Raw genomic sequence first — 23118 nt, forward strand, 5'->3', positions numbered from 1 at the left:
GTAAGCAATTCAATTGCGCACAATGCAAATGGTCTTTGCGCAGGGTCGTTTGAGTGACAGGGACAGGCTAGGGTGATCTGCGAGGATGCGCCACCCCCTATCGAACAACGACGAGGAGAGATGCGATGCAGATGGCGGCAATCGTGCTGGCAGCGCTGGTGGCGCTGCTGCACCTGTACTTCCTGGTGCTGGAAATGTTCTTCTGGACCCAGCCGCTGGGCCGCAAGGCCTTCGGGCTGAAGGCCGACTTTGCGGAGCAGACCAAGGCGCTGGCCGCCAACCAAGGGCTCTACAACGGCTTTCTCGCGGCGGGGCTACTGTGGGGCCTGATGCAAGGCGCTGCGGGCGCGGGCAAGCCCTGGCTGGTGTTCTTCCTCGGCTGCGTCGTCGTGGCCGGCGTGTTCGGGGCGGCGACAGCGTCGAAGAAGATCCTGTACGTGCAGGCGCTGCCGGGCGCACTGGCCCTGGCAGCGGTGCTTCTCAGCTGAGCGCCTCGATCTGCTCGCTCAGTGCCAGCCAACGCGTCTCATCGATTTCGAGCTGGTCGCTGATCGCCTTTAGCCGCTTGCCCATCTCGGCGATGGCCGACGCTGCGGCACCCTCGGAGAGCTGGGCTTCGATGCCTGCGCGCTCTTCGGCCAGGGCGTGCATACGCTTGTCGATGGCCTCCATCTCCTTGCGCAGCGGCCGCGTCTGCTCGGCCAGCTTGGCGCGCGCCTGGCCTGAGGCCTTGCGGTCTTCGCGGGGCGCCGGTGCGGCTGCGGGTGCCGCCACCATAGCGGGCGCGGACGCCGCAGCCGGTTGCTTCCTGGCGGCGCGGGCGGCCTCCTTGCTCTGCTCGAGCAGCCAGCGCTGATAGTCGTCCAGGTCGCCGTCGAAAGGTTTGACGACGCCGTCGGTCACCAGCCAGAACTCATCGCAGACCTCGCGCAGCAGCGCACGGTCGTGACTGACCAGCATGACCGTGCCCTCGAACTCGTTGAGCGCCATCGACAGCGCCTCGCGGGTGTTCAGGTCCAGGTGGTTGGTGGGCTCGTCCAGCAGCAGCAGGTTGGGACGCTGCCACACCAGCATGGCCAGCACCAGCCGCGCCTTTTCGCCGCCGGACAGGCTGCCCACGGCCTGGTTGACCATGTCGCCGGTAAAGCGGAACTGGCCGAGGAAGTCGCGCAGCTCCTGCTCGCGGCCGGCCGGGCCGACCTCGCGCGCCAGCCGCACCATGTGCTCCAGCGGGCCTTCGTCCAGCCGCAGCACGTCCAGCTCCTGCTGGGCGAAGTAGCCGATCGACAGGCCCTTGCCCTGCGTCAGCCTGCCAGCCAGCGCCGGCTGCGTGCCGGCAATCGTCTTGACCAGCGTGGACTTGCCCTGGCCGTTGGCGCCGAGGATGCCGATGCGCTGGCCGGCCAGCACCGAGCGGTCGATGTCACGCACGATGGTGGTCGTGCCGTAGCCGCACGACATCTCGTCGAACATCAGCATCGGGTTCGGCAGGTTCAGCGGCTCGCGGAACTCGAAGTTGAAGTCGGCCGACGCCAGCACCGGCGCCAGCCGCTCCATGCGCTCCAGCGCCTTCACGCGGCTCTGTGCCTGCTTGGCCTTGCTGGCCTTGGCCTTGAAGCGGTCGATGAACTTCTGCAGGTGGGCCACGCGCTCCTGCTGCTTGGAGAAGGCGGCCTGTTGCAGCACCATCCGCTCGGCACGCTGGGTCTCGAAGCTGGTGTAGTTGCCGCCGTAGCGCACCAGCTTGCCTTCGTCCAGGTGCAGCGTGACCTTGGTGATCGCGTCGAGGAACTCGCGGTCATGGCTGATGATGATCAGCGTGCCGTCGTAGCGCTGCAGCCAGGCCTCCAGCCAGACCAGGGCGTCCAGGTCCAGATGGTTGGTGGGCTCGTCCAGCAGCATCAGCTCGGCCGGGCACATCAGCGCGCGGGCCAGCTGCAGGCGCATGCGCCAACCGCCGGAAAAGCTGTTGACGGGCGCGTCGAGTTGCTCGGTCTTGAAGCCCAGGCCCATCAGCAGCGCCTGGGCACGCGAGCGGGCGTCGAAGGCGCCGACGTCGGCCAGTAGTGCGTGCGCGTCGGCCATCGCGTGACCGTCGTTGGCGGCCTCGGCGGCGTCGAGCGCGGCGCGGGCGGCCATCAGCGGCAGGTCGCCTTCGAGCACATAGTCGGTCGCGCCGTCGTCCGTCTCGGGCATGTTCTGGGCGACCTCGGAGCGACGCCAGTGCTTGGGCACCTCGACCTCGCCCTTGTCGTTACCCAGGCGGTGCGTGAGCAACGCGAACAGGCTGGACTTGCCGGCGCCGTTGCGGCCGACCAGGCCGATCTTCTCGCCGGGTTGCAGTGTGGCGGAGGCGTTGTCCAGCACCACCTTGACGCCGCGGCGCAGCGTGATGTCGCGCAAGGTGATCATTGCAGGGCCTCCTTCGTGACGAGCAGGACCTGGTCGTGGCCGGCGGAGGTTTCCAGCCAGACAACTTCGAGCGTCGGGAAGGCCGCCTCGAAGTTCTCGCGCTCGTTGCCGATTTCCAGCACGAGCACGCCGTCGTCGGTCAACGCGGCGGGCGCGGCGCGCAGCAGCTCACGGATGAAGTCCATGCCGTCCGACCCGCCGGCCAGCGCCAGTTCGGGTTCGGCGCGGTATTCGGCGGGCAGGGCGGCCATGCTGGTGCTGTTCACGTAGGGCGGGTTGCAGAGAATCAAGTCGTAAGGTCCTTGCGCGCCAGCGAGGCCGTCGCCTTGCAGCAGGCGGATGCGCAGGGCCAGGTTGTGGCGCTCCACGTTCAGCTTCGCAACTGCCAGCGCCTGGGTATCGATGTCCAGCGCGTCCACGGCCACCTCGGGCCACGCCATCGCTGCCAGCACGGCCAGGCTGCCGTTGCCGGTGCATAGGTCCAGCACGCGGCGGCTGCCGGGGTGCAGCCATGGGTCGATGCTCGCGTCGGCAATCAGCTCGGCGATGAAGCTGCGCGGCACGATGGCGCGCTCGTCGATGCTGAAGGGCACACCCTGCAGCCAGGCCTCGCCGGTCAGGTAGGCGGCCGGTTTGCGGCTGGTGATGCGCTCTTCCACCAGCGCCTCGGCCGCGGCCTGTTCGGTCTCGGTCAGCTCGCGCTCGGCGTGCTCATCCAGGGCGTCCAGCGGCAACTGCAGGCTCCACAGCACCAGCCAGGCCGCCTCGTCGAAAGCATTGGTCGTGCCGTGGCCAAAAAACAAGCCCGCCTGGTCGAGGCGGGCGGCTTGGGTTTCGATGCAGGTGATCAGTTTCAAGGGCCGCGGACGTCCAGGGTGATTTCGGTGAAGCTGGGCTCGTCGCCCGCCTTCTCTTCCTTGCGCGGCGTGTTGGTCAGGCGCGAGCCCGGCGCCTCGTTCTGCAGCCGCCACAGCAGGTTGGTCGGCGAGTCGGCGAAGGCCAGGCCTTCCTCGCGGGTGATGGTGCCGTCGGTGATGAGCTTGGCGAAATGCTCTTCATAGGTCTGCGAGCCCTCGGCGATGGACTTCTCCATCGCCTCCTTCACACCGGCGAAGTCGCCCTGCTCGATGAGCTCGGCCACCAGCTTGGTGTTCAGCAGGATCTCGATGACGGGCACGCGGCCGCCGGCGGTGGCGCGCACCAGGCGCTGCGAGATGACCGCCTTCAGACCGGCCGCCAGGTCGTTCAGCAGCGCAGGGCGTGACTCCGGCGTGTAGAAGGACAAGATGCGGTTCAGCGCGTGATAGGTGTTGTTGCCGTGCAGCGTGGCCAGTACCAGGTGGCCCGACAGCGCATAGCTGATCGCCGCCGTCATCGTCTCGCGGTCGCGGATTTCACCGATGAGGATGCAGTCCGGCGCCTGGCGCAGCGCGTTCTTCAGCGCGACCTGCAGCGACGCCGTATCCCGCCCGATCTCGCGCTGGTTGACGACCGAGCGCTTGTTGCTGAACAGGTACTCGATCGGGTCCTCGATGGTGAGGATATGCCCCGTCATCGTCTGGTTACGCAGCTCCAGCATGGACGCCAGCGTCGTGCTCTTGCCCGTGCCGGTCGCGCCCACCATCAGGATGAGGCCGCGCTTTTCCTTGATCATGCCGCCGAGCACCAATGGCAGTTGCAGGCTCTCCAGCGTCGGGATGTCGTGCGGGATATGGCGGAACACGGCGGCAATCGAGCCGCGCTGGCGAAAGCCCGACAGCCGGAAGCTGCCGACGCCGCGCACTGACACCGCCAGGTTGAGCTCGCCCGAGTTGTCCAGTTCGGCCAGCGACGTCGGGTCGATCACCTCGGCGATCAATTGGCGGGGCTGCGGCGGGGTCAGCAGCTGGTCGGACAGCTGCACGGTCTGGCCGTTGATGCGGATCAGCACCGGCATGTTGGCGGACAGATAGCAGTCCGACGCCCCCTTGTCGGCCATCAGCCGCAGGATGCGTTCCATGTTGCCCGCACTAGGACTGCTCATGTCCGACTCCACAATTCAAATACTGGTCTTCTCAGGCGCGCAGCAGTTCGTTGATGCTGGTCTTGGAGCGCGTCTGGGCATCCACGCGCTTGACGATGATGGCCGCGTACAGCGAATAGCGCCCGCCATCCTTGGGCAGGCTGCCCGAGATGACGACAGAGCCGGCCGGGATGCGGCCGTAGCTGACGGTGTCGGTCGCGCGGTCGTAGATCGGCGTGCTCTGGCCGATGTAGACGCCCATCGAGATGACCGAGTTCTCCTCGACGATGACGCCCTCGACCACCTCGGAGCGGGCGCCGATGAAGCAGTTGTCCTCGATGATGGTCGGGTTGGCCTGCAGCGGTTCCAGCACGCCGCCGATGCCGACACCGCCGCTGAGGTGCACGTTCTTGCCGATCTGCGCACAAGAGCCGACGGTGGCCCAGGTGTCGACCATCGCGCCTTCGTCGACGTAGGCGCCGATGTTCACGTAAGAGGGCATCAGCACGACGTTCTTGGCCTGGAAGCTGCCGCGGCGGGCGACGGCCGGCGGCACGATGCGCACGCCGCTGGCGCGCAGTTGCTCATCGCTCCAGCCGGCGTACTTGGTCGGCACCTTGTCGAAGAAGGTCAGCTCCTTGTCGCCCATGATGCGGTTGTCGTTCAGGCGGAAGGACAGCAGCACCGCCTTCTTGACCCACTGGTTCACCGTCCACTGGCCGACCCTTTCGCGGGTGGCCACGCGCAGGCGGCCGGCGTCCAGCTCGGCGATGACATGCTCGACGGCCTGGCGCAGATCGGGCGAGTTGGTCGGGTCCAGCGCGGCGCGGTTGTCCCAGGCGAGGTCGATCAGGCTTTGCAGTTCGGCGGTATTCATGGGCGGGCTTGAGATTGCGTGAAGGAGACGATGCGGCGGGCGGCTTCAAGGCATTCGGCCTCGTCGGCCACCAGGGCCAGCCGGATGCGCCCGGCGCCGGGATTGCTGCCGTGGGCTTCGCGGGCCAGCAGGCTGCCCGGCAGGACGGCGAGATTGTATTGAGCGAGCAGGCCTTGGGCGAAGGCCACGTCGTCAGCGCCTGGAACGGCCGCCCAGAGGTAGAAGCCGGCATCGGGCAGGGCGACGTCCAGCACGTCAGCCAGCAGCGGCGTGGTTTCAGCGAACTTCCGGCGGTAGCGCGCACGGTTGTCGATGACATGGGTCTCGTCGCCCCATGCGGCGATGCTGGCGGCCTGGACGAGGGGGCTCATCGCGCTGCCGTGATAGGTGCGGTAGAGCAGAAACCTCTTCAGCAGCGCGGCGTCACCGGCGACGAAACCCGAGCGCAGGCCGGGCACGTTGGAACGTTTGGACAGCGAGGTGAAGGCAATCAGGTTCTTGAAATCCCCGCGCCCCAGCCTGGCCGCCGCTTCGAGCCCGCCGAGCGGCGCTTCGTCACGGAAATAGATTTCTGAATAGCACTCGTCCGAGGCGATGACGAAGCCATGGCGGTCGCTCAGCTCGAACAGCGCCTGCCATTCGGACAGTGGCATCACCGCACCGCTGGGGTTGCCCGGCGAGCAGACGTACAGCAGCTGGGTGCGTGCCCAAGTCGTCCCGTCGATCTGGTGCCAGTCGACGGCGAAGTTGCGCGCCGGGTCGGCGGTCGCGAACGCCGCTTGGGCGCCCGCCAGCAGGGCTGCGCCTTCGTAGATTTGATAGAAGGGGTTGGGGCAGACAACCGTGGCGCCTGTGCGGCTCGCGTCGACCACCGTCTGGGCGATGGCGAACAGCGCCTCGCGCGAGCCGTTGACCGGCAACACCTGCGTGAGCGGGTCCAGCGTCAGGCCGTAGCGACGTGCGATCCAGGCCGCGATCGCTTCGCGCAAGGCCGGCGTGCCGGCGGTGGCCGGATAGCCCGACAGGCCCTTCATGGCGCCCTTGATGGCTTCTTCGATCAGTGCCGGTGCGGCGTGGCGCGGCTCGCCGATGCCGAGCGAGATCGGTGTGAAGTCAGGGTTCGGCGCAATGCCGGCGGTGAGCGCTTTCAAGCGCTCGAACGGATAGGGTTGCAGCCGGTCCAGCAGCGGATTCATCAGCCCAGCATCCCCGACTCGAAACCATGCGCCGGCAGGTCCACGCGCGGTGTCGGCGTCCAACCCGGCTTGCGGTGCTCGGCCACCACATTGGTGTAGATGCCGCCGCGGACATACCACTTGGCGGTGATGCGTATGAAGCGCGGGTCGGTCACCTTGACGATGTCGTCGAGGATGGTGTTCGTGACCCTCTCGTGGAAGGCGCCCTCGTTGCGGTAGCTCCAGAAATACATCTTCAGACTCTTGAGCTCCACGCAGAGCTCGTCGGCAATCATGTCGATGGTGAAATGCGCGAAGTCGGGCTGGCCGGTCAACGGGCAGTGGCAGGTGAACTCGGGCACCTGGAACTGGATGACGTAGTCGCGCCCGGGGTTCGGGTTCGGAAAGACCAGGATGTCCTTGCTCGGCTTCGTCGGCGGATTCTTGGGCACCTCGCGCATCTTGGGTTTCTTCTTGGTGGCGGGCGCGGGGGCGGACTTCTTGGTGGCCATGTTGCGGGGGCGATCTGAGAGGGGGCGAATGCTATCATCCGGCCCCGACGAGGCGCCTGTTGAAGGCGCTTTTCTTTAGCCAAATCAAGGGCTTACGAACCTTCCTCCATGCGGCTGAACTCGATCAAGCTCGCCGGCTTTAAGTCCTTTGCCGAACCCACGACCTTCCAGCTGCCTGGGCAGCTCGTCGGCGTCGTCGGCCCCAACGGCTGCGGCAAGTCCAACATCATGGATGCGGTGCGCTGGGTGCTGGGCGAGAGCAAGGCCAGCGAGCTGCGCGGCGAGTCCATGCAGGACGTCATCTTCAACGGCAGCGGCAACCGCAAGCCGGCGGGGCGCTCCAGCGTGGAGCTGGTGTTCGACAACCAGTCCGCGCGCGCCGGCGGGCCCTGGAACCAGTTCAGCGAGATCGCCGTCAAGCGCGTGCTGACGCGCGACGGCACCAGCAGCTACTTCATCAACAACCAGCCGGTGCGGCGGCGTGATGTGCAGGACGTGTTCCTCGGCACGGGCCTCGGGCCGCGCGCCTACGCCATCATCGGCCAGGGCACCATCTCGCGCATCATCGAGAGCAAGCCCGAAGAGCTGCGCCTGTTCCTGGAAGAAGCGGCCGGCGTGTCCAAGTACAAGGAACGCCGCCGCGAGACCGAAAACCGGCTGAAGGACACGCGCGAGAACCTGACCCGCGTCGACGACATCCTGCGCGAGCTCAACGCCAACCTCGAGAAGCTGGAGCGCCAGGCCGAGGTCGCGGCCAGCTATCGCAGCCTGCAGGACGCAGGCACGCTGAAGCTGCACCAGCTGTGGTTCCTGAAGCTGCGCGATGCCGGCAACGAAGCAACTCGCGTGAAGGCGGCCCATGCCGAGGCGCTGAACGCGCTGGAGTCGCGGACCGCCGAGCTGCGCGCTGTCGAGGCGGAGCTGGAGGAAGTGCGCCAGCAGCACTACGCCGCCGGTGACGAGCTGCACGCCTCACAAGGCCGGTATGCCGAAGCCCAGCTGGAAGTGAGCCGGTTGGAGGAGCGCATCCGCTTCGTCGTCGAGAGCCGCAACCGTGCGCAGGCGCGCCTGGCCGAGCTGCATGCACAGGACGGTCAGTGGCGCGAGCGTGTCGAGCAGGCCAAGGCTGAGCTGGAAGGCATTGCCGAGCAGATCGCCGGCGCCGATGAACAAAGCGAAATCCTCGCGGCCCAGGCCGAGGAGCAGCAGGGCCAGTTGCCGGTGGCCGAGGACGCCTTGCGTGCTGCGCAGGCCCGTGCCAACGAGCAACGCACCCTCGTCACTCAGGTCCAGCAGCAGATCCAGGTGCTGGCGGCCGAGAGCCGCAGCGTGGACGAGCAGGCGAGGTCGCTGCGCCAACGAGAAGACAAGCTGACGGCCGAGTCCCGCGCGCTTGGCGCGCCCGACCACGAGGCGCTCGAATCGCTGCGCGAGCGTGCCGCTGCGGCGGACGAGGCGCGCGATCTGTCGGATGCGCGGCTGCAGGAACTGGCCGAGCAGCTGCCCCAGCTCGAAGAGCAGCGCCGCGCCGCGCAGCAGGACGCCAACGCCCAGCTTGCCCGGCAGTCGGAACTGACCGCGCGACTGGAGGCGCTGAAGGCGCTGCAGGAAAAGGTGCAGACCGAGGGCAAGCTCAAGCCCTGGCTGGCCAAGCACGGGCTGGACGGCCTGCAGGGCCTGTGGACCCAGCTGCACATCGCCCAGGGCTGGGAGAACGCGCTGGAGGCGGCGCTGCGCGAGCGCATGGGTGCGCTGAGCGTCGGCCGCCTGGATACGGTGCGCGCCTTCGAGGCCGACGCACCGCCGGCCCGCCTGGCCTTCTACTCGACGCCGCCCGGCGCGATTGCCAACACGCATGAGACGCTGCCCAAGCTCAGCGAGCTGCTGCGTCTCAACGACGCCGGGCTGAGCGCACTGCTCAATGACTGGCTCGAAGGCGTCTACACCGCGCCGACGCTCGACGAAGCGTTGGCCGCGCGCGGCAAGCTCACGCATGGCGAGCTGATCTTGACGCCCGCCGGCCATGCGGTCGGCCAGTTCTCCGTGACCTTCTACGCGCCCGACTCCGAGCAGGCCGGCCTGCTGGCGCGGGCCCAGGAGATCGAGCAGCTGACGACGGCGCAGCGCGCGCAGAACCTGATCGCCGACGAGGCGCGCCTATCGCTGAGCCGCATCGAGCACCAGTTCAACGACGCCAACGGGCGGCTCACGACGCTGCGCCGCGAGGCCAGCGAAGCGCAGACCCGCGCGCATCAGATCCACGTCGAGCTGCTGCGCCTGTCGCAACAGGCCGAGGCCAGCCAGCAACGCCGCAGCGCGCTGGATGCCGAGCTGGCCGAGATCGCCGCGCAGCAAGAGGCGCTGCAGGAGCGCCGTGCCGTTGGCGAGGCGCGCTTCGAGGAACTCGACATCCAGCTCGGCGACGCCCAGCAGCGTCATGCCGAGCTGGAAGACGGCACCAGCGCCGCCGAGCGCAAGCTGGCCGACGCCCGCGAGCAGTTGCGCGCGCTGGAGCGCCGCGCCCAGGAGGCGCGATTTGCCACGCAGACGCTGGCGGCACGGCGCGCAGAGCTGCAGCGCGGCATCGAGACGGCCGAGGCGCAGATCGCCACCGTGGCCACCTCTGCCGCCAACCTGCAGGCCGAGCTGGACACGCTGAACGACGCCGCGGCCCAGGCCGGCCTGCAGGACGCCCTGGCCGTCAAGCTCGAGCGCGAAGGGCAGCTCGCGGCCGTGCGCGCCGGCTATGACGACCTGTCGCTGCGCCTGCGCAAGGCCGACGAGCAGCGCATGACCTTCGAACGCAGCATGGACCCACTGCGCGAGGCCATCACCAAGCTGCAGCTCGAAGAGCAGGCCGCCCAGCTGGGTGGCGCGCAATACCGTGAGCAGCTCGAAGCTGCGGCGGTCGACCTGGAGGCGCTGGCCAAGTCCGTCGAGGAGGGCGGGGTCAAGCTCTACGGCCTGCAGGGCGAGATCGACCGCATCAACCGCGAGATCGCCGCCTTGGGCGCCGTCAACCTCGCGGCGCTCGACGAGCTGACCACCGCCCGCGAGCGCAAGACCTTCCTGGACTCGCAATGCGCCGACCTCAACTCGGCCATCCAGACGCTGGAAGACGCGATCCACAAGATCGACCTGGAGACGCGCGACCTGCTGGGCTCGACCTTCAACCAGGTCAACGACCATTTCGGCCGCATGTTCCCCGAGCTGTTCGGCGGCGGCGAGGCCCGGCTGGTCATGACGGGCGATGAAATCCTGGATGCCGGCGTGCAGGTGCTGGCTCAGCCGCCGGGCAAGAAGAACAGCACCATTCACCTGCTGTCGGGCGGCGAGAAGGCGCTGACGGCGATTGCCCTGGTCTTCGCGATCTTCCAGCTCAACCCCGCACCCTTCTGCCTGCTCGACGAGGTGGACGCGCCGCTGGATGACGCCAACACCGAGCGTTATGCGCGGCTGGTCACAAAAATGAGCGCCGGCACGCAATTCCTCTTCATCTCGCACAACAAGATCGCGATGGAAATGGCTGAACAACTCATTGGCGTGACCATGCAGGAGCAGGGCGTGTCGCGCATCGTCGCGGTGGACATGGACAAGGCCCTTGCGATGGCTGAAGCATGAACCTGACCCTGACCGAACTCCTCGCCATCGCCGGTGGCCTGCTGCTGGCCGGCGTCATCGCCCATGGCGCCTGGGCCGCGCGCAAGGCCGGCCCCAAGCGTGCCTTGCCGCCGCCAGAGGAACCGCATTTCGGCGCGCCGCCGCTGTCGGCCCAGAACCGCGAGGATGTCGAGCCGCTGGAGGTGGTGCTGCCGGCCGTCGCTCGCCCGCGCCGGCCGTCGGCCCGCATCGACGCGCTGATCGACGCCATCGCGACCATCACCGTCGAGGCCCCTGTCTCTGGCGAGCTGGCCCTGCAGCACCAGCCCGGCAGCCGCCGTGCCGGCACCAAACCGTTGCAGATCGAAGGACTGAATGCCCAGACCGGCGAGTGGGAACTGCCCGGGCCCGGCCAGCGCTACAGCGAGTTCCAGGCCGGCTTGAAGATGGCCAACCGCAGCGGCGCCCTCAACGAGATCGAGTACTCGGAGTTCGTGCAGAAGATCCAGGCCTTTGCCGATGGCGTCGGCGGCTTCGTGCAGTTCCCCGACATGCTGGACGTCGTCGCCCGTGCCCGCGAGCTGGATCAATTCGCGGCCAGCCATGATGCCCAGCTCGCGCTGCTGCTGCGCGCCAAGGCGGCGGCCTGGACGCCGGGCTTCGTGCAGCAAGCCGCCGCCCGCCACGGCTTTGTCGCGGGATCCCTGCCGGGCCGCCTGGTGATGCCCTCGCCCGAGGAAGGCGCGCCGCCGATCCTGACGCTGCAGTTCGATGCCCAGGCGGCCTTGGCCGACGACCCCGAGGCCCAGTCGCTGCGCGAGCTGACGCTGGCGCTCGACGTGCCGCAGACACCCGCCGAGGCCGAGCCCTTCGCTGCCTGGCAGGAGGCCGCCCGCGCGCTGGCACGCGACCTGGAAGCTGACGTCTGCGACGACCGCGGCCAGGTCCTGGGCCTGCACGCGTTCGCGGCCATCGATGTGGAGCTGAAGAAGCTCTACGAAGCGCTGGCCGAACGTGATCTGGCCGCCGGCTCGCAGGCGGCCCGCAGGCTGTTCAGCTGACGGCCGTTCAGGGGGCGGGCTTTGGCTACGCACGCCCGCAGCCGGTGCGCGAGGTCGCGGAATAAACTGACCGCCCATCCCGCTCCCGGACCCGGCGCTTGACCACCAGCCTGCTGCTGATTGCCCTTCTCATCGCTGCCAGTGCCTTCTTCTCGATGGCCGAGTTGTCGCTCGCGGCGTCGCGGCGGCTCAACCTGCAGCAGCGCGCTGACTCGGGTGACGGCCGCGCGGCCAAGGTGCTGGCGGTGCAGGAGCACCCGGGCGACTACTTCACCGTCGTCCAGATCGGCGTCAACACGGTCGCCATCCTGGCCGGCATCGTCGGCGAGGGTGCGTTCACGCCGCATTTCGCGGGCCTGTTCCTGCTCGTTGTCAGTGCCGAAGCGGCCGCGACGCTCGGCTTTGCGGCGTCCTTCATCAGCATCACATCGCTCTTCATCGTGCTGGCCGACCTGGTGCCCAAGCGCCTGTCGATGAGCGAGCCCGAGCGCGTCGCGATGGCGCTGGTCGGACCGATGCTTGCGCTGTGCCGCGTGTTGAAGCCGCTCGCCTGGCTGTTCAGCAGCATCACCGAGGGCCTGATCCGCCTGCTCGGCCTGCCGGCCAAGCGCGACGAGACCATCAGCTACCGCGACATCCTGGCGCTGACCGAAGCCGGCTACCAGGCCGGCGTGGTGGCCGACGAGGAGCAGCAAGTCATCGCCAATGTCTTCGAGCTGGACACGCGCACCGTCGAGACGGTGATGACCGAGCGCGAGCGCATCGTCTTCTTCTCGCGCGACGATGACGATGCGCTGATCCGCACACGCATTGCCGACACGCCGCACTCGACCTATCTCGTCTGCGATGGCGACGTCGACCAGGTCGTCGGCTATGTGGATGCGACCGACCTGTTCCAGCGCGTGCTGCGTGACGAACGCCTGTCCTTGCGGGCCAACGGCAACGAGCTGGTCAAGAAGGTGCTGATCGTGCCGGACCGGCTGACGCTGTCGGAAATGCTGACCCAGTTCCGCGAGGCGCATGAGGACTTCGCCGTCGTCGTCAACGAGTACAGCCGCGTCGTCGGCGTCATCACGCTCAACGACGTGATGAACACGGTGATGGGCAGCCTCGTCGCGCCGCATGACGAGGAGCAGATCGTGCGCCGCGAGGACGGCTCCTACCTGGCCGACGGCATCACGCCGATTCCCGACGTCGAGCGTTCGCTCGGCATCGAGAACTGGCCGCATGCCGGCACCTACGACACGCTGGCCGGCTTCCTGATGGTCATGCTGCGCCGCATCCCACGGCGCACCGATGTCGTCGAGTGGGAGGGCTGGCGCTTCGAGGTGGTCGACGTGGACAGCTACCGGGTCGACCAGGTGATGGTGACCCGGGTGGTGCCGACGGGCAAAACTTGAGCCCGGCGCGCCAGGCACTGCTTCTTCACGAACGGCGCCGCGCCGCCATCTCTTCACCCATGGCATCGCGCGTGGCTGGATCGAGACCGATCTGCGCCGCTGGAAAGGCCTGTGCGTCTTCCGCAGCCAGATGCGCTTCGTAGAGTTGCATGTGGTCGAGCAGCGCCTGGGCCGGCATGGCCGCCGGTTCTCCGCGTGCCCACTGCTGCAGCGGTTCGCGCAGCAAGGCCCAAAGCCGCGCCATTTCCAGGTGCTGCGCATGCAGGCGATCAGCCAGCCCCGCGAGGCCCGCAGCGCGCAGTCGGGGCAGCACATGGCGCTCTTCGTCTTCGTGATGGGCCGGGCCGGCGCGGTCGAAATAGCGCAGCACGTCGGCCGCGGCATCGCGGGCCTGCGCATCCACGCCCTGCTGTTCGACATGAGCATGCAGGCGTCGCAACAGGTCCAGGCTGCGCCGCACCCGGTCGTGGCAGGCGGCCAGCATCTCGAAAGGTTGATCAAAGCCCACGGCGGGGCCGGCATGCAGGACGTCGACACGGGAACTCATGCGGCCGATTGTCCGGCCGCGACAAAATGGCTCCATGACCGCCGCATCCGCCTCAAAAGCCGGGCAGCGCGCCGCCGACTTGCGCGCCCAGCTGAACCACCACGCCCACCTCTACTACGTGCTCGACACGCCCGAGCTGCCGGACGCCGAGTACGACAAGCTTTTTGCGGAGCTGCAGGCCCTCGAGGCCGCCCACCCCGAGCTGCTGACGCCGGACTCGCCGACACAGCGCGTCATCGGCGCCGTGCTGCCGGGGCTCACGCCGGTGCGCCATGCCGTGCCCATGCTGTCGATCACGACGGAGACCGACACGACCGAGGCCGGTGCCATCGCCTTCGACGCCCGGGTGCGCCGCGAGCTCGGCTTTGCGGCGAGCGACCCGGCCATCGACTACAACGCCGAGCTGAAGTTCGACGGCCTGGCCATCAACCTGCGCTACGAGGATGGCGTGCTGGTGCAGGCCGCCACGCGCGGTGATGGCGAGACGGGCGAGGACGTCACCCACAACGTACGCACCATCGGCCAGATCCCGCTGCGGTTGAAAGGTGACGCCCCGCCGGTGCTGGAGGTGCGCGGCGAGGTCTATATGCGGCGCGACGCCTTCGACGCGCTCAACGAACGCCAGCGCGCCAGGGGCGAGCGGGCCTTCGTCAACCCGCGCAACACGGCCGCCGGCGCCATCCGCCAGCTCGACTCGCGCCAGGCCCGCGACAAGCCCTTGAGCTTCTATGCCTATGGCCTCGGCGAGGTGCAGGGCTGGGCCATGCCGGCGACGCAGTCGGGACTGCTCGACGCGCTTGCCGCGTTGGGCGTGCCGGTCAACGAGCTGCGCACCGTGGCCGCAGGCCCGGCCGGCCTCGTCGCCTTCCACCAGCGCGTGGCCGAGGCGCGCGACGGCCTGCCTTTCGACATCGACGGTGTCGTCTACAAGGTCGACTCCCGCGAGCTGCAGCTCAAGCTCGGCTTCAAGACCCGCGAGCCGCGCTGGGCCGTGGCCCACAAGTACCCGGCGCAGGAGCAGGTGACGACGCTGCTGGCCATCGACGTGCAGGTCGGCCGCACCGGCAAGCTCACGCCCGTGGCGCGGCTGGAACCGGTGTTCGTCGGCGGCACGACGGTCAGCAATGCGACGCTGCACAACGTCTTCGAGATGCGCCGCAAGGGCGTGCGTGTGGGCGACAAGGTCATCATCCGCCGTGCTGGAGATGTGATCCCGGAAGTCGTTGGCCGGGTTCCAGGCGAGCGGCCGCGCTACGTGCCCAACTTCCGCATGCCGCCCGACTGTCCCGTCTGCAAGAGCGAGGTCGTGCGCGAGCGCGGCGGCATGGACCACCGCTGCTCGGGCGGCGTCTTCTGCCCGGCCCAGCGCAAGCAGGCCATGCTGCACTTTGCCGGCCGCCGCGCGATGGACATCGAGGGCCTGGGCGACAAGCTGGTCGAGCAGTTGGTGGACGCCGGCATCGTGCAGAGCCTGCCCGGGCTCTACAAGCTGGGCGTGGCCAAGCTGGCCGCGCTGGACCGCATGGCCGTCAAGAGCGCGCAAAACATCGTCGACGCGCTGGAGAAGAGCAAGCAGCCGACGCTGGCGCGCTTCCTGTTCTCGCTCGGCATCCGCCAGGTCGGTGAGACGACGGCCAAGGAACTGGCACGCCACTTCGGCACGCTGGACAAGCTCATGAGCGCCAGCGTCGAGCAACTGCTGGAAGTGGCCGACGTCGGCCCCATCGTCGCGACCAGCATCCACACCTTCTTCGCCCAGCCGCACAACCGCGAGGTCGTCGAGCAACTGCTCGCGGCCGGCGTGGCGCCCAAGGAAAGCGCCGGCGAGGCCGACGACCGACCGCGCCCGCTTCTCGGCCAGACGCTGGTGCTGACCGGCACGCTGCCAACGTTGAGCCGTGACGAAGCCCAGGCCATGATCGAAGACGCGGGCGGCAAGGTCAGTGGCTCGGTGTCGAAGAAGACGAACTACGTGATTGCCGGCGAGGAGGCGGGCAGCAAGCTGGAGAAGGCCAGGACGCTCGGCGTCACGGTGCTCGACGAAGCGGGTCTGAGGGCTTTGCTGAATGCGGCATGACATGCCCACGAAAGCGCGCACGCTGGGTGTTACCGTACTGGACGAGGAGGGGCTGCGCACGCTGCTCCATGACCAGCTTGAGCCGTGATCGGGAGGAATGGCCCATGAAGACGATGCGGCGGATCGGCTCGTTGCCACGCCTGCTGCTGCTGGCCCTCCTGCAGGCGCTGGTGTTGGCGGGCGGCGTGCTGGCGCAGGCGCCGGCGCCGGCGCCGGCGCCGGTGGCGTCGGGCGCGCCCGCATGTCGCCAGATGGTGGCTTCGGGCAATCCGCAATACCCGCCCTATCTGTGGCGCGGCACCGAAGACGAGGCCCGCCTGGTCGGCGCCAATGCAGAAATGCTCGCCTGGCTCTCCAAGGAGCTGGGGCTGCCCATCGAGGCGCGCTACGTCGGCCCCTGGGGTCGCGTGCAGGAGGAAATGCGCGCGGGCCGCATCGACTTGATTGCCGGAGCCTTCTTCACGCTGGCGCGCACCGAGTACATGGACTATTTCCACCCCGCCTTCCACGAGACGCGTTCGGTCGTCCTGGTTCGCAGGGGCAGCCGGCTCGACTACCGGCGCTGGAGCGACCTCGCCAAGCTGCAGGGCGGCACCGTCATCGGCAACAGCTTCGGCGAAGAGTTCGACCGCTATGCCCGCGAGAACCTGAACCTCTCCCAGGTGGCGACCCTGCAGCAGGCCCTGCAGATGCTGCAGCGCTCACGCGTCGATTACCTGATCTACGAGGACAGCCCCGCGCTGGCCTATCTGGCGCGGCTGAACATCGATGGCGTGCGCCCGCTGCGGCCCGCCGTGGCGAGCGAGCCGCTGTACCTGACGCTGTCGCACCGGTCGCCCTGCAACACGCCGGAGATGCGCGGCCGCCTCGCGCGGGCGATGTACTCGCTGTCCCGCCAGGGCCTGATGAGCGGCTGGATCGACAAGAACATCGAGCTTTGGAAGCGCGCGAGCCCGTCGCCTTGAGGGCGCGCTGAATGCGCGAGCGAGTCAGAGGGCCAGCAAGGCAGCCGCCATGCGCGCCGCGGCACCGCGATGGGCTGCTGAGAAGGCGAGGGCACTGGCACTCATCGCATCGCGCCTGGCAGCGTCGGCACACAGCGCCATGCCGCGCCTGAGCGCCTCGGCCAGTGAGCCGCAGCGCTCGGCCGCGCCCGCCGCCAGCGCCAGCTCGGTCGCCTCCGCAAAGTTGAAGGTGTGGGGGCCGGTCAGCACGGGGCAGCCGCAGGCCGCGGCCTCGATGAGGTTCTGGCCGCCCAGCGGCTCGAAGCTGCCGCCCAGCAGCGCGGCACTGGCGAGGCCGTAGTAAAGCGGCATCTCGCGCATCGAGTCGCCCAGCCAGACGTCGGCCGCAAGCGCGTCTGCGGGTGGCTCGGCCGCCCAATGGCTGCGTCGCGCCAGCTTCAAGCCGGCGCCTTCGATGAGCCCAGCGATCTCGTCGAAGCGCTGCGGGTGCCTCGGCACGATGGCCAGCAGCGGGCGAGGCGAGGGCTGCCGAGCCCACTCGGCCAGCAGCGCGGCTTCCTCGCCCTCGCGGCTGACGGCCAGCATCAGCACAGGCCGGCCCAGGCGCACGGCCCAGGCCTTGCCACGCTTGATCAATGCTGGATCCACCGCGATGTCGTACTTCAGGTTGCCGGCGACTTCGACGCGCGCCGTACCCATGGCGCGGATGCGCTCGGCGTCAGCCTCGGTCTGCGCCAGCGCCAGCGCCATGCGGCGCGCGGCGGGCCGCATCAGCGCGGCCAGCCGCAGGCCCCGGCGCAGGCTCTTCTCGGACAGGCGGGCGTTGGCCAGCACCATGGGCAGGCCGGCGCGCTCGGCCTCGCGCTGCAGCGTCGGCCAGACTTCGGTTTCCATCAGCACGCCCAGGCGTGGCTGCCAGTGGCGCAGGAAGCGCCTTACCGCGCCGGGGGTGTCGTAGGGCAACCAGGCCTGCGCATCGCCGTCGTGCAGCAGGGCCTGGCCGGCTTCGCGGCCGGTGGCGGTGGCATGGGTCAGCAGGATCTTCAGCGTCGGGTCGCGCTCGCGCAGCGCGCCGACCAGAGCACTGGCCGCGCGCGTCTCCCCGAGCGACACCGCGTGAATCCACAGCCGGCCCGGCGCCGTGGAGCGCGAAAAAAGACCGAGCCGCTCAGCCAGGGCATGCCGGTAGAGCGGCTCCTCGGCGCCGCGCCGCCACAGGCGCAGCAGATAGAAGGGAGTCAGCAGCCGCAGCGCGGCCGCGTAGGCCACGCCGGCCAGCCACTCGCTCATCGACGGTTCGCGCGGGAGGCTGAGCGCATTGGCCACCGCAGGTAGAGCAACAGCACGCCCTGCATCGCCAGCAACACGCCAAAGTGGGCCATGGCGCGCTCAATGCCCGGCAGCGAACTTCGCATCCGGCTTCACCCGCTTGAGCTGTGCCAGCACGTCGTGCTGGATGCGCTCCAGCGCCTCGGGCGTATGCCCTTCGAAGCGCAACACCAGCACCGGCGTCGTGTTGGACGGGCGGATCAGGCCGAAGCCGTCGGCGTACTCGACGCGCAGGCCGTCGATGGTGATCAGCTCCTCGGCACCGGGGAAGTCGGCCAGGGTGGTCAGTTCCTTGAGTTGCTTGACGACCTCGTGGTGCTCGCCTTCGGCGCAGGGCACGTTGATCTCGGGCGTGTTGAAGCTGTTGGGCAGGGCCTGCAGCGTGGCGCTGGGGTCGGCGTCGCGGGACAGGATCTCCAGCATGCGGCCGGCCGTGTACATCGCGTCGTCGAAGCCGTACCAGCGTTCGCTGAAGAAGATGTGGCCCGACAGCTCGCCGGCCAGCGGGGCGCCGGTTTCCTTCAGCTTGGCCTTGGCCAGCGAGTGGCCGGTCATCCACATCAGCGGCTCGCCGCCGTGTTCGCGGATCCACGGTGCCAGGCGCTGCGTGCACTTGACGTCGAAGATGATCTGCGCGCCCTTATGACGCTTGAGGATGTCGGCCGCGATCAGCATGATCTGGCGGTCCGGCATGATCATTTCGCCCTCTTTTGTGACGATGCCGAGGCGGTCGCCATCGCCATCGAAGGCCAGGCCCAGTTCGGCATCGCAGGCGTGCACGATGCGCTTGAGGTCTTCGAGGTTCTCGGGGCGGCTGGGATCCGGATGGTGGTTCGGGAAGTCGCCGTCGACCTTGCTGAAGATGTCGATGACCTCGCAGCCCAACGCCCGCAGGATGGCGGGGGCCGTGGCGCCGGGGATGCCGTTGCCGCTGTCGACAACGACCTTCATCGGTCGGGCCAGCTTGCAGTCCTTGACGACGCGGGCGGTGTACTCCGGCACGATGTCCATCTGGCCGACGCGGCCCTTGCCCTGGGCATAGTCCTCGGCCTCGATGCGCTCGCGCAGGCCCTGGATCTGCTCGCCGTAGACGGCAGCGCCCTGGAGCACCATCTTGAAGCCGTTGTAGTCCTTGGGGTTGTGGCTGCCCGTGACCATGATGCCCGAGCTGCAGCCGTGCTTGGCCCGCGTGGCGGCCACGTAGTAAAGCATCGGCGTCGTCACGGCACCGATGTCGACGACGTCCAGACCGGTGCTGGCCAGGCCGCGGATCAGCGCAGCCACCAGACCGGGGCCCGACAGGCGCCCGTCGCGGCCGACGGCGACAGCCTTCTCGCCCAGCGCCTTGGCCTCGGTACCGAAGGCGCGTCCGAGGTGCTCGGCGAGCTCTTCGTTCAAGGTCTGGCCGACGACGCCGCGGATGTCATAGGCCTTGAAGATGGACGCGGTTACCTGCATGAATGCCTCGGATCGAACGGGGTTGAAATCGCGGCGGATTGTAGGCAGGCCCCGTGTCTGCCCATCCGTCGCCCGCGCTGTCGATTCGTCGCCCGTCCAGGGGGCAGGGCTGACGGCCTTCCTACACTCGCGCCCCATGACATTTGCCGAGGAATTCACCCAGGCCCTGCGCCACCAGCGCACGCTGATGAAGCACCGCCCGGATCGCCTGCGCATCCGGCTGCTGATCTACCTGATCTGGATGCTTGGCTTCGGCTTCTTCTTTGCCGGCATCCATGGCCTGCAGTACGGCCGGCTCGGCACCTGGCATTGGTGGCGGCACGACGTGCCCGGCCACCTGGTCGTGAGCGCCTGCGTGACGGCCTGCTTCTTCCTGGCGTTCCGCGGCTTCGAGAAGCTCGCGCCGCAGCGCTGGTTGGACACCGTCGTCGCCTGGCGTGACTGGCGCGCCGGGCTCTTCTATACGGGCACCTCGGTCGCCTGCTCGGCGGTCGGCGTCGTCATCGGCCTCGCGGCGGTCGACCTGGTCTGGGCGACGCCGGGCTGGTACCGCGCCCTGGCCAACCCGGGCTTCTGGGGCCAGTTCCTGGGCATCTCGGCTTTCATCTCCTTGTTGATCGGCCTGCGCTACCGGGCCCGCTGGAAACACGAACAGCTGCAGGCCCGCGTCACCGAGGCCCAGCTCAAGCTGCTGCAGGGCCAGATCGAGCCGCACTTCCTGTTCAACACGTTGGCCAACGTGCAAAGCCTCATCGACTTCGACCCGCCGCGGGCCAAGCTCATGCTCGAGCGCTTCACCGACTACCTGCGTGCCAGCCTCGGCCAGCTGCGCGGCGACTCGACGACGCTGTCCCAGGAGTTCGCGATGCTGGAGGCCTACCTCGCGCTGATGCAGTTGCGCATGGGCGAGCGGCTGCGCGTCGAGGTGCACCTGCCCGCCGAGCTGGGCGGCATCGAGTTGCCGCCGCTGCTGGCCCAGCCTCTGGTCGAGAACGCGATCCACCACGGCCTGGAGCCCAAGATCGAGGGCGGCACCGTGGCCGTCAGCGCCCGCCGGGTCGATGGCCAGCTCTGGATCGAAGTCCAGGACGACGGCCAGGGGCTCGATGCGCCGAGGCGCCGCGGCGGCAACGGCCTGGCGCTGGAGAACATCCGCGCCCGTTTGACCGCCCGCTATGGTCCCGCCGCCGGCCTTGAACTGCTGCCGTGCGCCGCAGGCGGTACGCTGGCGCGAATCCAGATCCCCCTGCCGACACCCGCCCCATGACGACTGCCCTGATCGCCGACGACGAACCCCACCTGGTCCAGTATCTGCAAGCCCAGCTCGCCCAGGCCTGGCCCGAACTGCAGGTCGTGCGCACCGCCGCCAACGGCGTCGAGGCCGCCCAGGCCATCGCCGAGCTGGAGCCCGACCTGGCTTTCCTCGACATCCAGATGCCCGGCCTGACCGGCCTGGAGGTGGCCCAGGGCATCGAGGGCGGCACGCGCGTCGTCTTCGTGACGGCCTATGACCAGTACGCCGTAGACGCCTTCGAGGCGCGCGCCGTCGACTACCTGCTCAAACCGTTGAAAGCCGAGCGCCTGGCCGCCTGCGTGGCACGCCTGCGCGAAGCGCCTGCGACAGGCGAGGGCGCCCTTGCCGACACCCTCAAGCGCCTGCTCCCAGCGGCCGTCCAGCCGCCACGGCTGCGCTATATACGCGCCGCCCAGGGCGAGCTGATGCACCAGATTCCCGTCGACGAGGTGCTCTACTTCCACGCCGACGACAAGTACACCATCGTGCAGACGGCCACGGCCGAGCACCTGATTCGCACGCCCATCTGCGAGCTGGCCGGCCAGCTCGACCCCGCGGTGTTCTGGCAGGTCCACCGCTCCACCATCATCAACCTCGACCACCTGGCGGGCACGCGGCGCGATGACCAGAGCCGGCTGTACGTGCGGGTGCGCGGCCAGGCGCGCGAGTTGCCTGTCAGCCGCGCCTATGTGCACCTGTTCAAGGCGATGTAGCGAGCTAGAGTCGGGGCAGCTGCGCGCAGCGCCCCATGATCTCCCGTCGAACCCTTTTCCTCGCCCCGCTGACCCTGCAGGCCAGCCCGGCGCTGGCCACGCCGCTGCTCTGGGTGACGGCCGAAGTGCCGCCGTTTGTGCGGCAAGGTCTCCACGGCCCCGAGGGCTATGCCCACGAGCTCTTCGTGCGTGTGAACAAACAGGCGGGGCTGCATGGCGAGCTGCATTTCTACCCCTGGGCACGCGCTTTGCGCATGCTGCTCGGCGGCCAGGCCCATGGCGGCCTCGTCGTCTCGCGCACGCCGGAGCGCGAGCGCAAGTTTCACTGGCTGTTCACTGTCGGCAGCTTCCGCTTTGCCATCTTTACCCGCGTTGCGGACGGCGCTCTGGCGGTTGACCTGGCCGGCCTGCGCGAGCGGCGTGTGGCCGTGCTGCGTGGCTCGGCCAGCAGCGAACTGCTGGTCAGCGTCGGCATCATGAACGGCATCGAAGGCAGGGACTACGCCGAACTGCTGGCCCTGCTGCAGCGCGGCGTCGTCGACACCATCCTGACGCCCGAGGCCGTCATGCGCGAGCAGATCGGTCATCACAAGTTGGCAGCCAGCCTTCACACGACCCCGCTCGTCCAGGGCAGCGACCTGTATGCCGTCGCCGGCCCGGCCATGCCCGAGGACATGCGCCAGCGTCTGTCGGCGGCCTATCGGCAGTTGCACGACAGTGGCGTCGTCTACCAGCTCAGGCGGCGCTACCCCCACAGCTTCATCGACGGCTGACGGCGTGTCCGAAAACGGCCGGTCGCTGACCCGGTCGACGCCTAGACTGGCGCCATGCTCAGCACACCGCTTCCACCCGACGCCGCCTACGCCGCGCTGCAGGCGCATGACGCGCGCTTCGACGGGCGGCTCTATGTGGGCGTCACGTCGACCGGCATCTACTGCCGGCCCGTCTGCCGGGTCAGGCTGCCGCGGCGCGAGAACTGCCGCTTCTTTTCCACGGCTGCCCAGGCCGAGGCGGAGCGCTTTCGCCCCTGCATGAAATGCCGGCCCGAGCTGGCGCCGCGGGCCCTGCCGTGGACGACGATGGACGCCTCGCGCACGCTGGCGGCCCAAGCCGCCGCGTGGCTGGATGACTGCGACGACGCCGATGCGAGCGTCGAGCACCTGGCCCGTCACCTCGGCATCACCAGCCGCCATCTGCGCCGCATCTTCCAGGCCGAGCACGGCGTCTCGCCGCTGCAATACCTGCAGACGCGCCGCCTGCTGCTGGCCAAGGCCTTGCTTACCGACAGCGCACTGCCCGTGCAGGAGGTGGCCCATGCCGCCGGCTTCGCCAGCCTGCGCCGCTTCAACGCCGCCTTCGTCGAGCACTACCGGCTGCAGCCGACGGCGCTGCGCCGTGCCGGGCGTGAGGCCGGCAATGCCGGCCCGGCACCGCGCCTGCGCCTGAGCTATCGCCAGCCGTATGACGTGACCGGCGTGCTGGCCTTCCTGGCGCCGCGCGCAATCACCGGCGTCGAGGAAGTCGGGGCGGGCGCCGTCACCCGCACGCTGGCCCTGAGCCATGCCGGCCGGCGCCATGCGGGCTGGCTGCGCGTCAGCTTCGGCAAGCCGGGCGAGGTCGGCGTCGAGCTGTCGCCCACGCTGTGGCCGGCCGCGGGGGCGCTGCTGCCGCTGCTGCGCCGCTGGCTGGACCTGGA

19 protein-coding genes are annotated in these 23118 nt (G+C 68.7%); 10 read left to right on the top strand and 9 right to left on the bottom strand.

Translation table 11 applies throughout. The annotated features are described in order from the left end of the window. Positions 1-125: 125 nt before the first annotated feature. On the top strand, positions 126-488 hold the full coding sequence (locus ACT6S0_RS05230; RefSeq protein ID WP_444762835.1) for a DUF1304 domain-containing protein: 363 nt from the start codon (positions 126-128) through the stop codon (positions 486-488). On the opposite strand, the gene ACT6S0_RS05235 is transcribed toward ACT6S0_RS05230, so the two are convergent. From ACT6S0_RS05235 to queF, 6 genes are read right to left on the bottom strand one after another with little or no spacing between them, the layout of a single operon-like run. Beyond that, positions 481-2412 (bottom strand): ATP-binding cassette domain-containing protein, encoded by a 1932-nt coding sequence (locus ACT6S0_RS05235; RefSeq protein ID WP_444762836.1) that lies wholly within the window; start codon positions 2410-2412, stop codon positions 481-483. The two genes, ACT6S0_RS05230 and ACT6S0_RS05235, sit on opposite strands and share 8 nt — an antisense overlap. Further along, the gene (gene prmB, locus ACT6S0_RS05240) at positions 2409-3269 is read right to left on the bottom strand and encodes a 50S ribosomal protein L3 N(5)-glutamine methyltransferase (RefSeq protein WP_444762837.1); all 861 of its coding nucleotides are present in this window, start codon (positions 3267-3269) and stop codon (positions 2409-2411) included. The genes ACT6S0_RS05235 and prmB overlap by 4 nt, the downstream gene beginning before the upstream one ends. Beyond that, a complete protein-coding gene (locus ACT6S0_RS05245) occupies positions 3266-4435 on the bottom strand; it encodes a PilT/PilU family type 4a pilus ATPase (RefSeq protein ID WP_444762838.1) in 1170 nt (389 codons plus the stop codon). The genes prmB and ACT6S0_RS05245 overlap by 4 nt, the downstream gene beginning before the upstream one ends. 31 nt (positions 4436-4466) lie before the next feature. Beyond that, positions 4467-5291 carry a 2,3,4,5-tetrahydropyridine-2,6-dicarboxylate N-succinyltransferase gene (gene dapD, locus ACT6S0_RS05250; RefSeq protein ID WP_444762839.1) on the bottom strand — a complete coding sequence of 275 codons (825 nt, stop codon included), beginning with the start codon at positions 5289-5291 and terminating at the stop codon, positions 4467-4469. After that, positions 5288-6487 carry a succinyldiaminopimelate transaminase gene (gene dapC, locus ACT6S0_RS05255; RefSeq protein WP_444762840.1) on the bottom strand — a complete coding sequence of 400 codons (1200 nt, stop codon included), beginning with the start codon at positions 6485-6487 and terminating at the stop codon, positions 5288-5290. The genes dapD and dapC overlap by 4 nt, the downstream gene beginning before the upstream one ends. Then, entirely contained in the window at positions 6487-6927 is a 441-nt protein-coding gene (gene queF / locus ACT6S0_RS05260) for a preQ(1) synthase (RefSeq protein ID WP_444762854.1), read from the bottom strand. The genes dapC and queF overlap by 1 nt, the downstream gene beginning before the upstream one ends. Positions 6928-7086: 159 nt before the next feature. On the opposite strand from queF, the gene smc reads away from it, so the two are divergent. The 3 genes from smc to ACT6S0_RS05275 all read left to right on the top strand — a co-directional run bounded on the left by smc (position 7087) and on the right by ACT6S0_RS05275 (position 13039). Further along, positions 7087-10599: a chromosome segregation protein SMC gene (smc, locus tag ACT6S0_RS05265; RefSeq protein ID WP_444762841.1), complete on the top strand. Its 3513-nt coding sequence runs from the start codon at positions 7087-7089 to the stop codon at positions 10597-10599. Next, positions 10596-11639 carry a cell division protein ZipA C-terminal FtsZ-binding domain-containing protein gene (locus ACT6S0_RS05270; RefSeq protein ID WP_444762842.1) on the top strand — a complete coding sequence of 348 codons (1044 nt, stop codon included), beginning with the start codon at positions 10596-10598 and terminating at the stop codon, positions 11637-11639. Before smc ends, ACT6S0_RS05270 begins: the two co-directional genes overlap by 4 nt. Positions 11640-11737: 98 nt before the next feature. After that, positions 11738-13039, top strand: a complete 1302-nt coding sequence (locus ACT6S0_RS05275; protein ID WP_444762843.1) for a hemolysin family protein — start codon at positions 11738-11740, stop codon at positions 13037-13039. Positions 13040-13064: 25 nt separating this feature from the next. Here ACT6S0_RS05275 and ACT6S0_RS05280 read toward each other — a convergent pair whose 3' ends face one another. Beyond that, positions 13065-13586 (bottom strand): hemerythrin domain-containing protein, encoded by a 522-nt coding sequence (locus ACT6S0_RS05280; RefSeq protein ID WP_444762844.1) that lies wholly within the window; start codon positions 13584-13586, stop codon positions 13065-13067. Positions 13587-13620: 34 nt separating this feature from the next. Here ACT6S0_RS05280 and ligA point away from each other — a divergent pair, with 34 nt between their 5' ends. Next, positions 13621-15663: an NAD-dependent DNA ligase LigA gene (gene ligA, locus ACT6S0_RS05285; protein WP_444762845.1), complete on the top strand. Its 2043-nt coding sequence runs from the start codon at positions 13621-13623 to the stop codon at positions 15661-15663. A 104-nt stretch (positions 15664-15767) separates the two neighbouring features. Next, a complete protein-coding gene (locus ACT6S0_RS05290; RefSeq protein ID WP_444762846.1) occupies positions 15768-16628 on the top strand; it encodes a substrate-binding periplasmic protein in 861 nt (286 codons plus the stop codon). A 24-nt stretch (positions 16629-16652) separates the two neighbouring features. Here the strand turns inward: ACT6S0_RS05290 and ACT6S0_RS05295 are convergent, their stop codons facing one another. Both ACT6S0_RS05295 and ACT6S0_RS05300 read right to left on the bottom strand, forming a co-directional pair. After that, a complete protein-coding gene (locus ACT6S0_RS05295; RefSeq protein WP_444762847.1) occupies positions 16653-17918 on the bottom strand; it encodes a 3-deoxy-D-manno-octulosonic acid transferase in 1266 nt (421 codons plus the stop codon). A 99-nt stretch (positions 17919-18017) separates the two neighbouring features. Next, positions 18018-19415, bottom strand: a complete 1398-nt coding sequence (locus ACT6S0_RS05300) for a phosphomannomutase/phosphoglucomutase (protein ID WP_444762848.1) — start codon at positions 19413-19415, stop codon at positions 18018-18020. Positions 19416-19551: 136 nt separating this feature from the next. Between ACT6S0_RS05300 and ACT6S0_RS05305 the strand changes: the two genes are divergently transcribed. The 4 genes from ACT6S0_RS05305 to ACT6S0_RS05320 all read left to right on the top strand — a co-directional run. Then, entirely contained in the window at positions 19552-20682 is a 1131-nt protein-coding gene (locus tag ACT6S0_RS05305) for a sensor histidine kinase (RefSeq protein WP_444762849.1), read from the top strand. After that, on the top strand, positions 20679-21422 hold the full coding sequence (locus ACT6S0_RS05310) for a LytR/AlgR family response regulator transcription factor (protein ID WP_444762850.1): 744 nt from the start codon (positions 20679-20681) through the stop codon (positions 21420-21422). Before ACT6S0_RS05305 ends, ACT6S0_RS05310 begins: the two co-directional genes overlap by 4 nt. Before the next feature lie 35 nt (positions 21423-21457). Further along, on the top strand, positions 21458-22195 hold the full coding sequence (locus ACT6S0_RS05315; RefSeq protein ID WP_444762851.1) for a substrate-binding periplasmic protein: 738 nt from the start codon (positions 21458-21460) through the stop codon (positions 22193-22195). 54 nt (positions 22196-22249) lie between these two features. Further along, positions 22250-23118, top strand: an 869-nt coding sequence (locus ACT6S0_RS05320) for a bifunctional transcriptional activator/DNA repair enzyme AdaA (protein WP_444762852.1), incomplete at its 3' end; no start/stop codon positions are given.

It is taken from the genome of Roseateles sp. (assembly GCF_052436255.1).
In the GTDB taxonomy this organism is placed as follows: domain Bacteria; phylum Pseudomonadota; class Gammaproteobacteria; order Burkholderiales; family Burkholderiaceae_C; genus Pelomonas.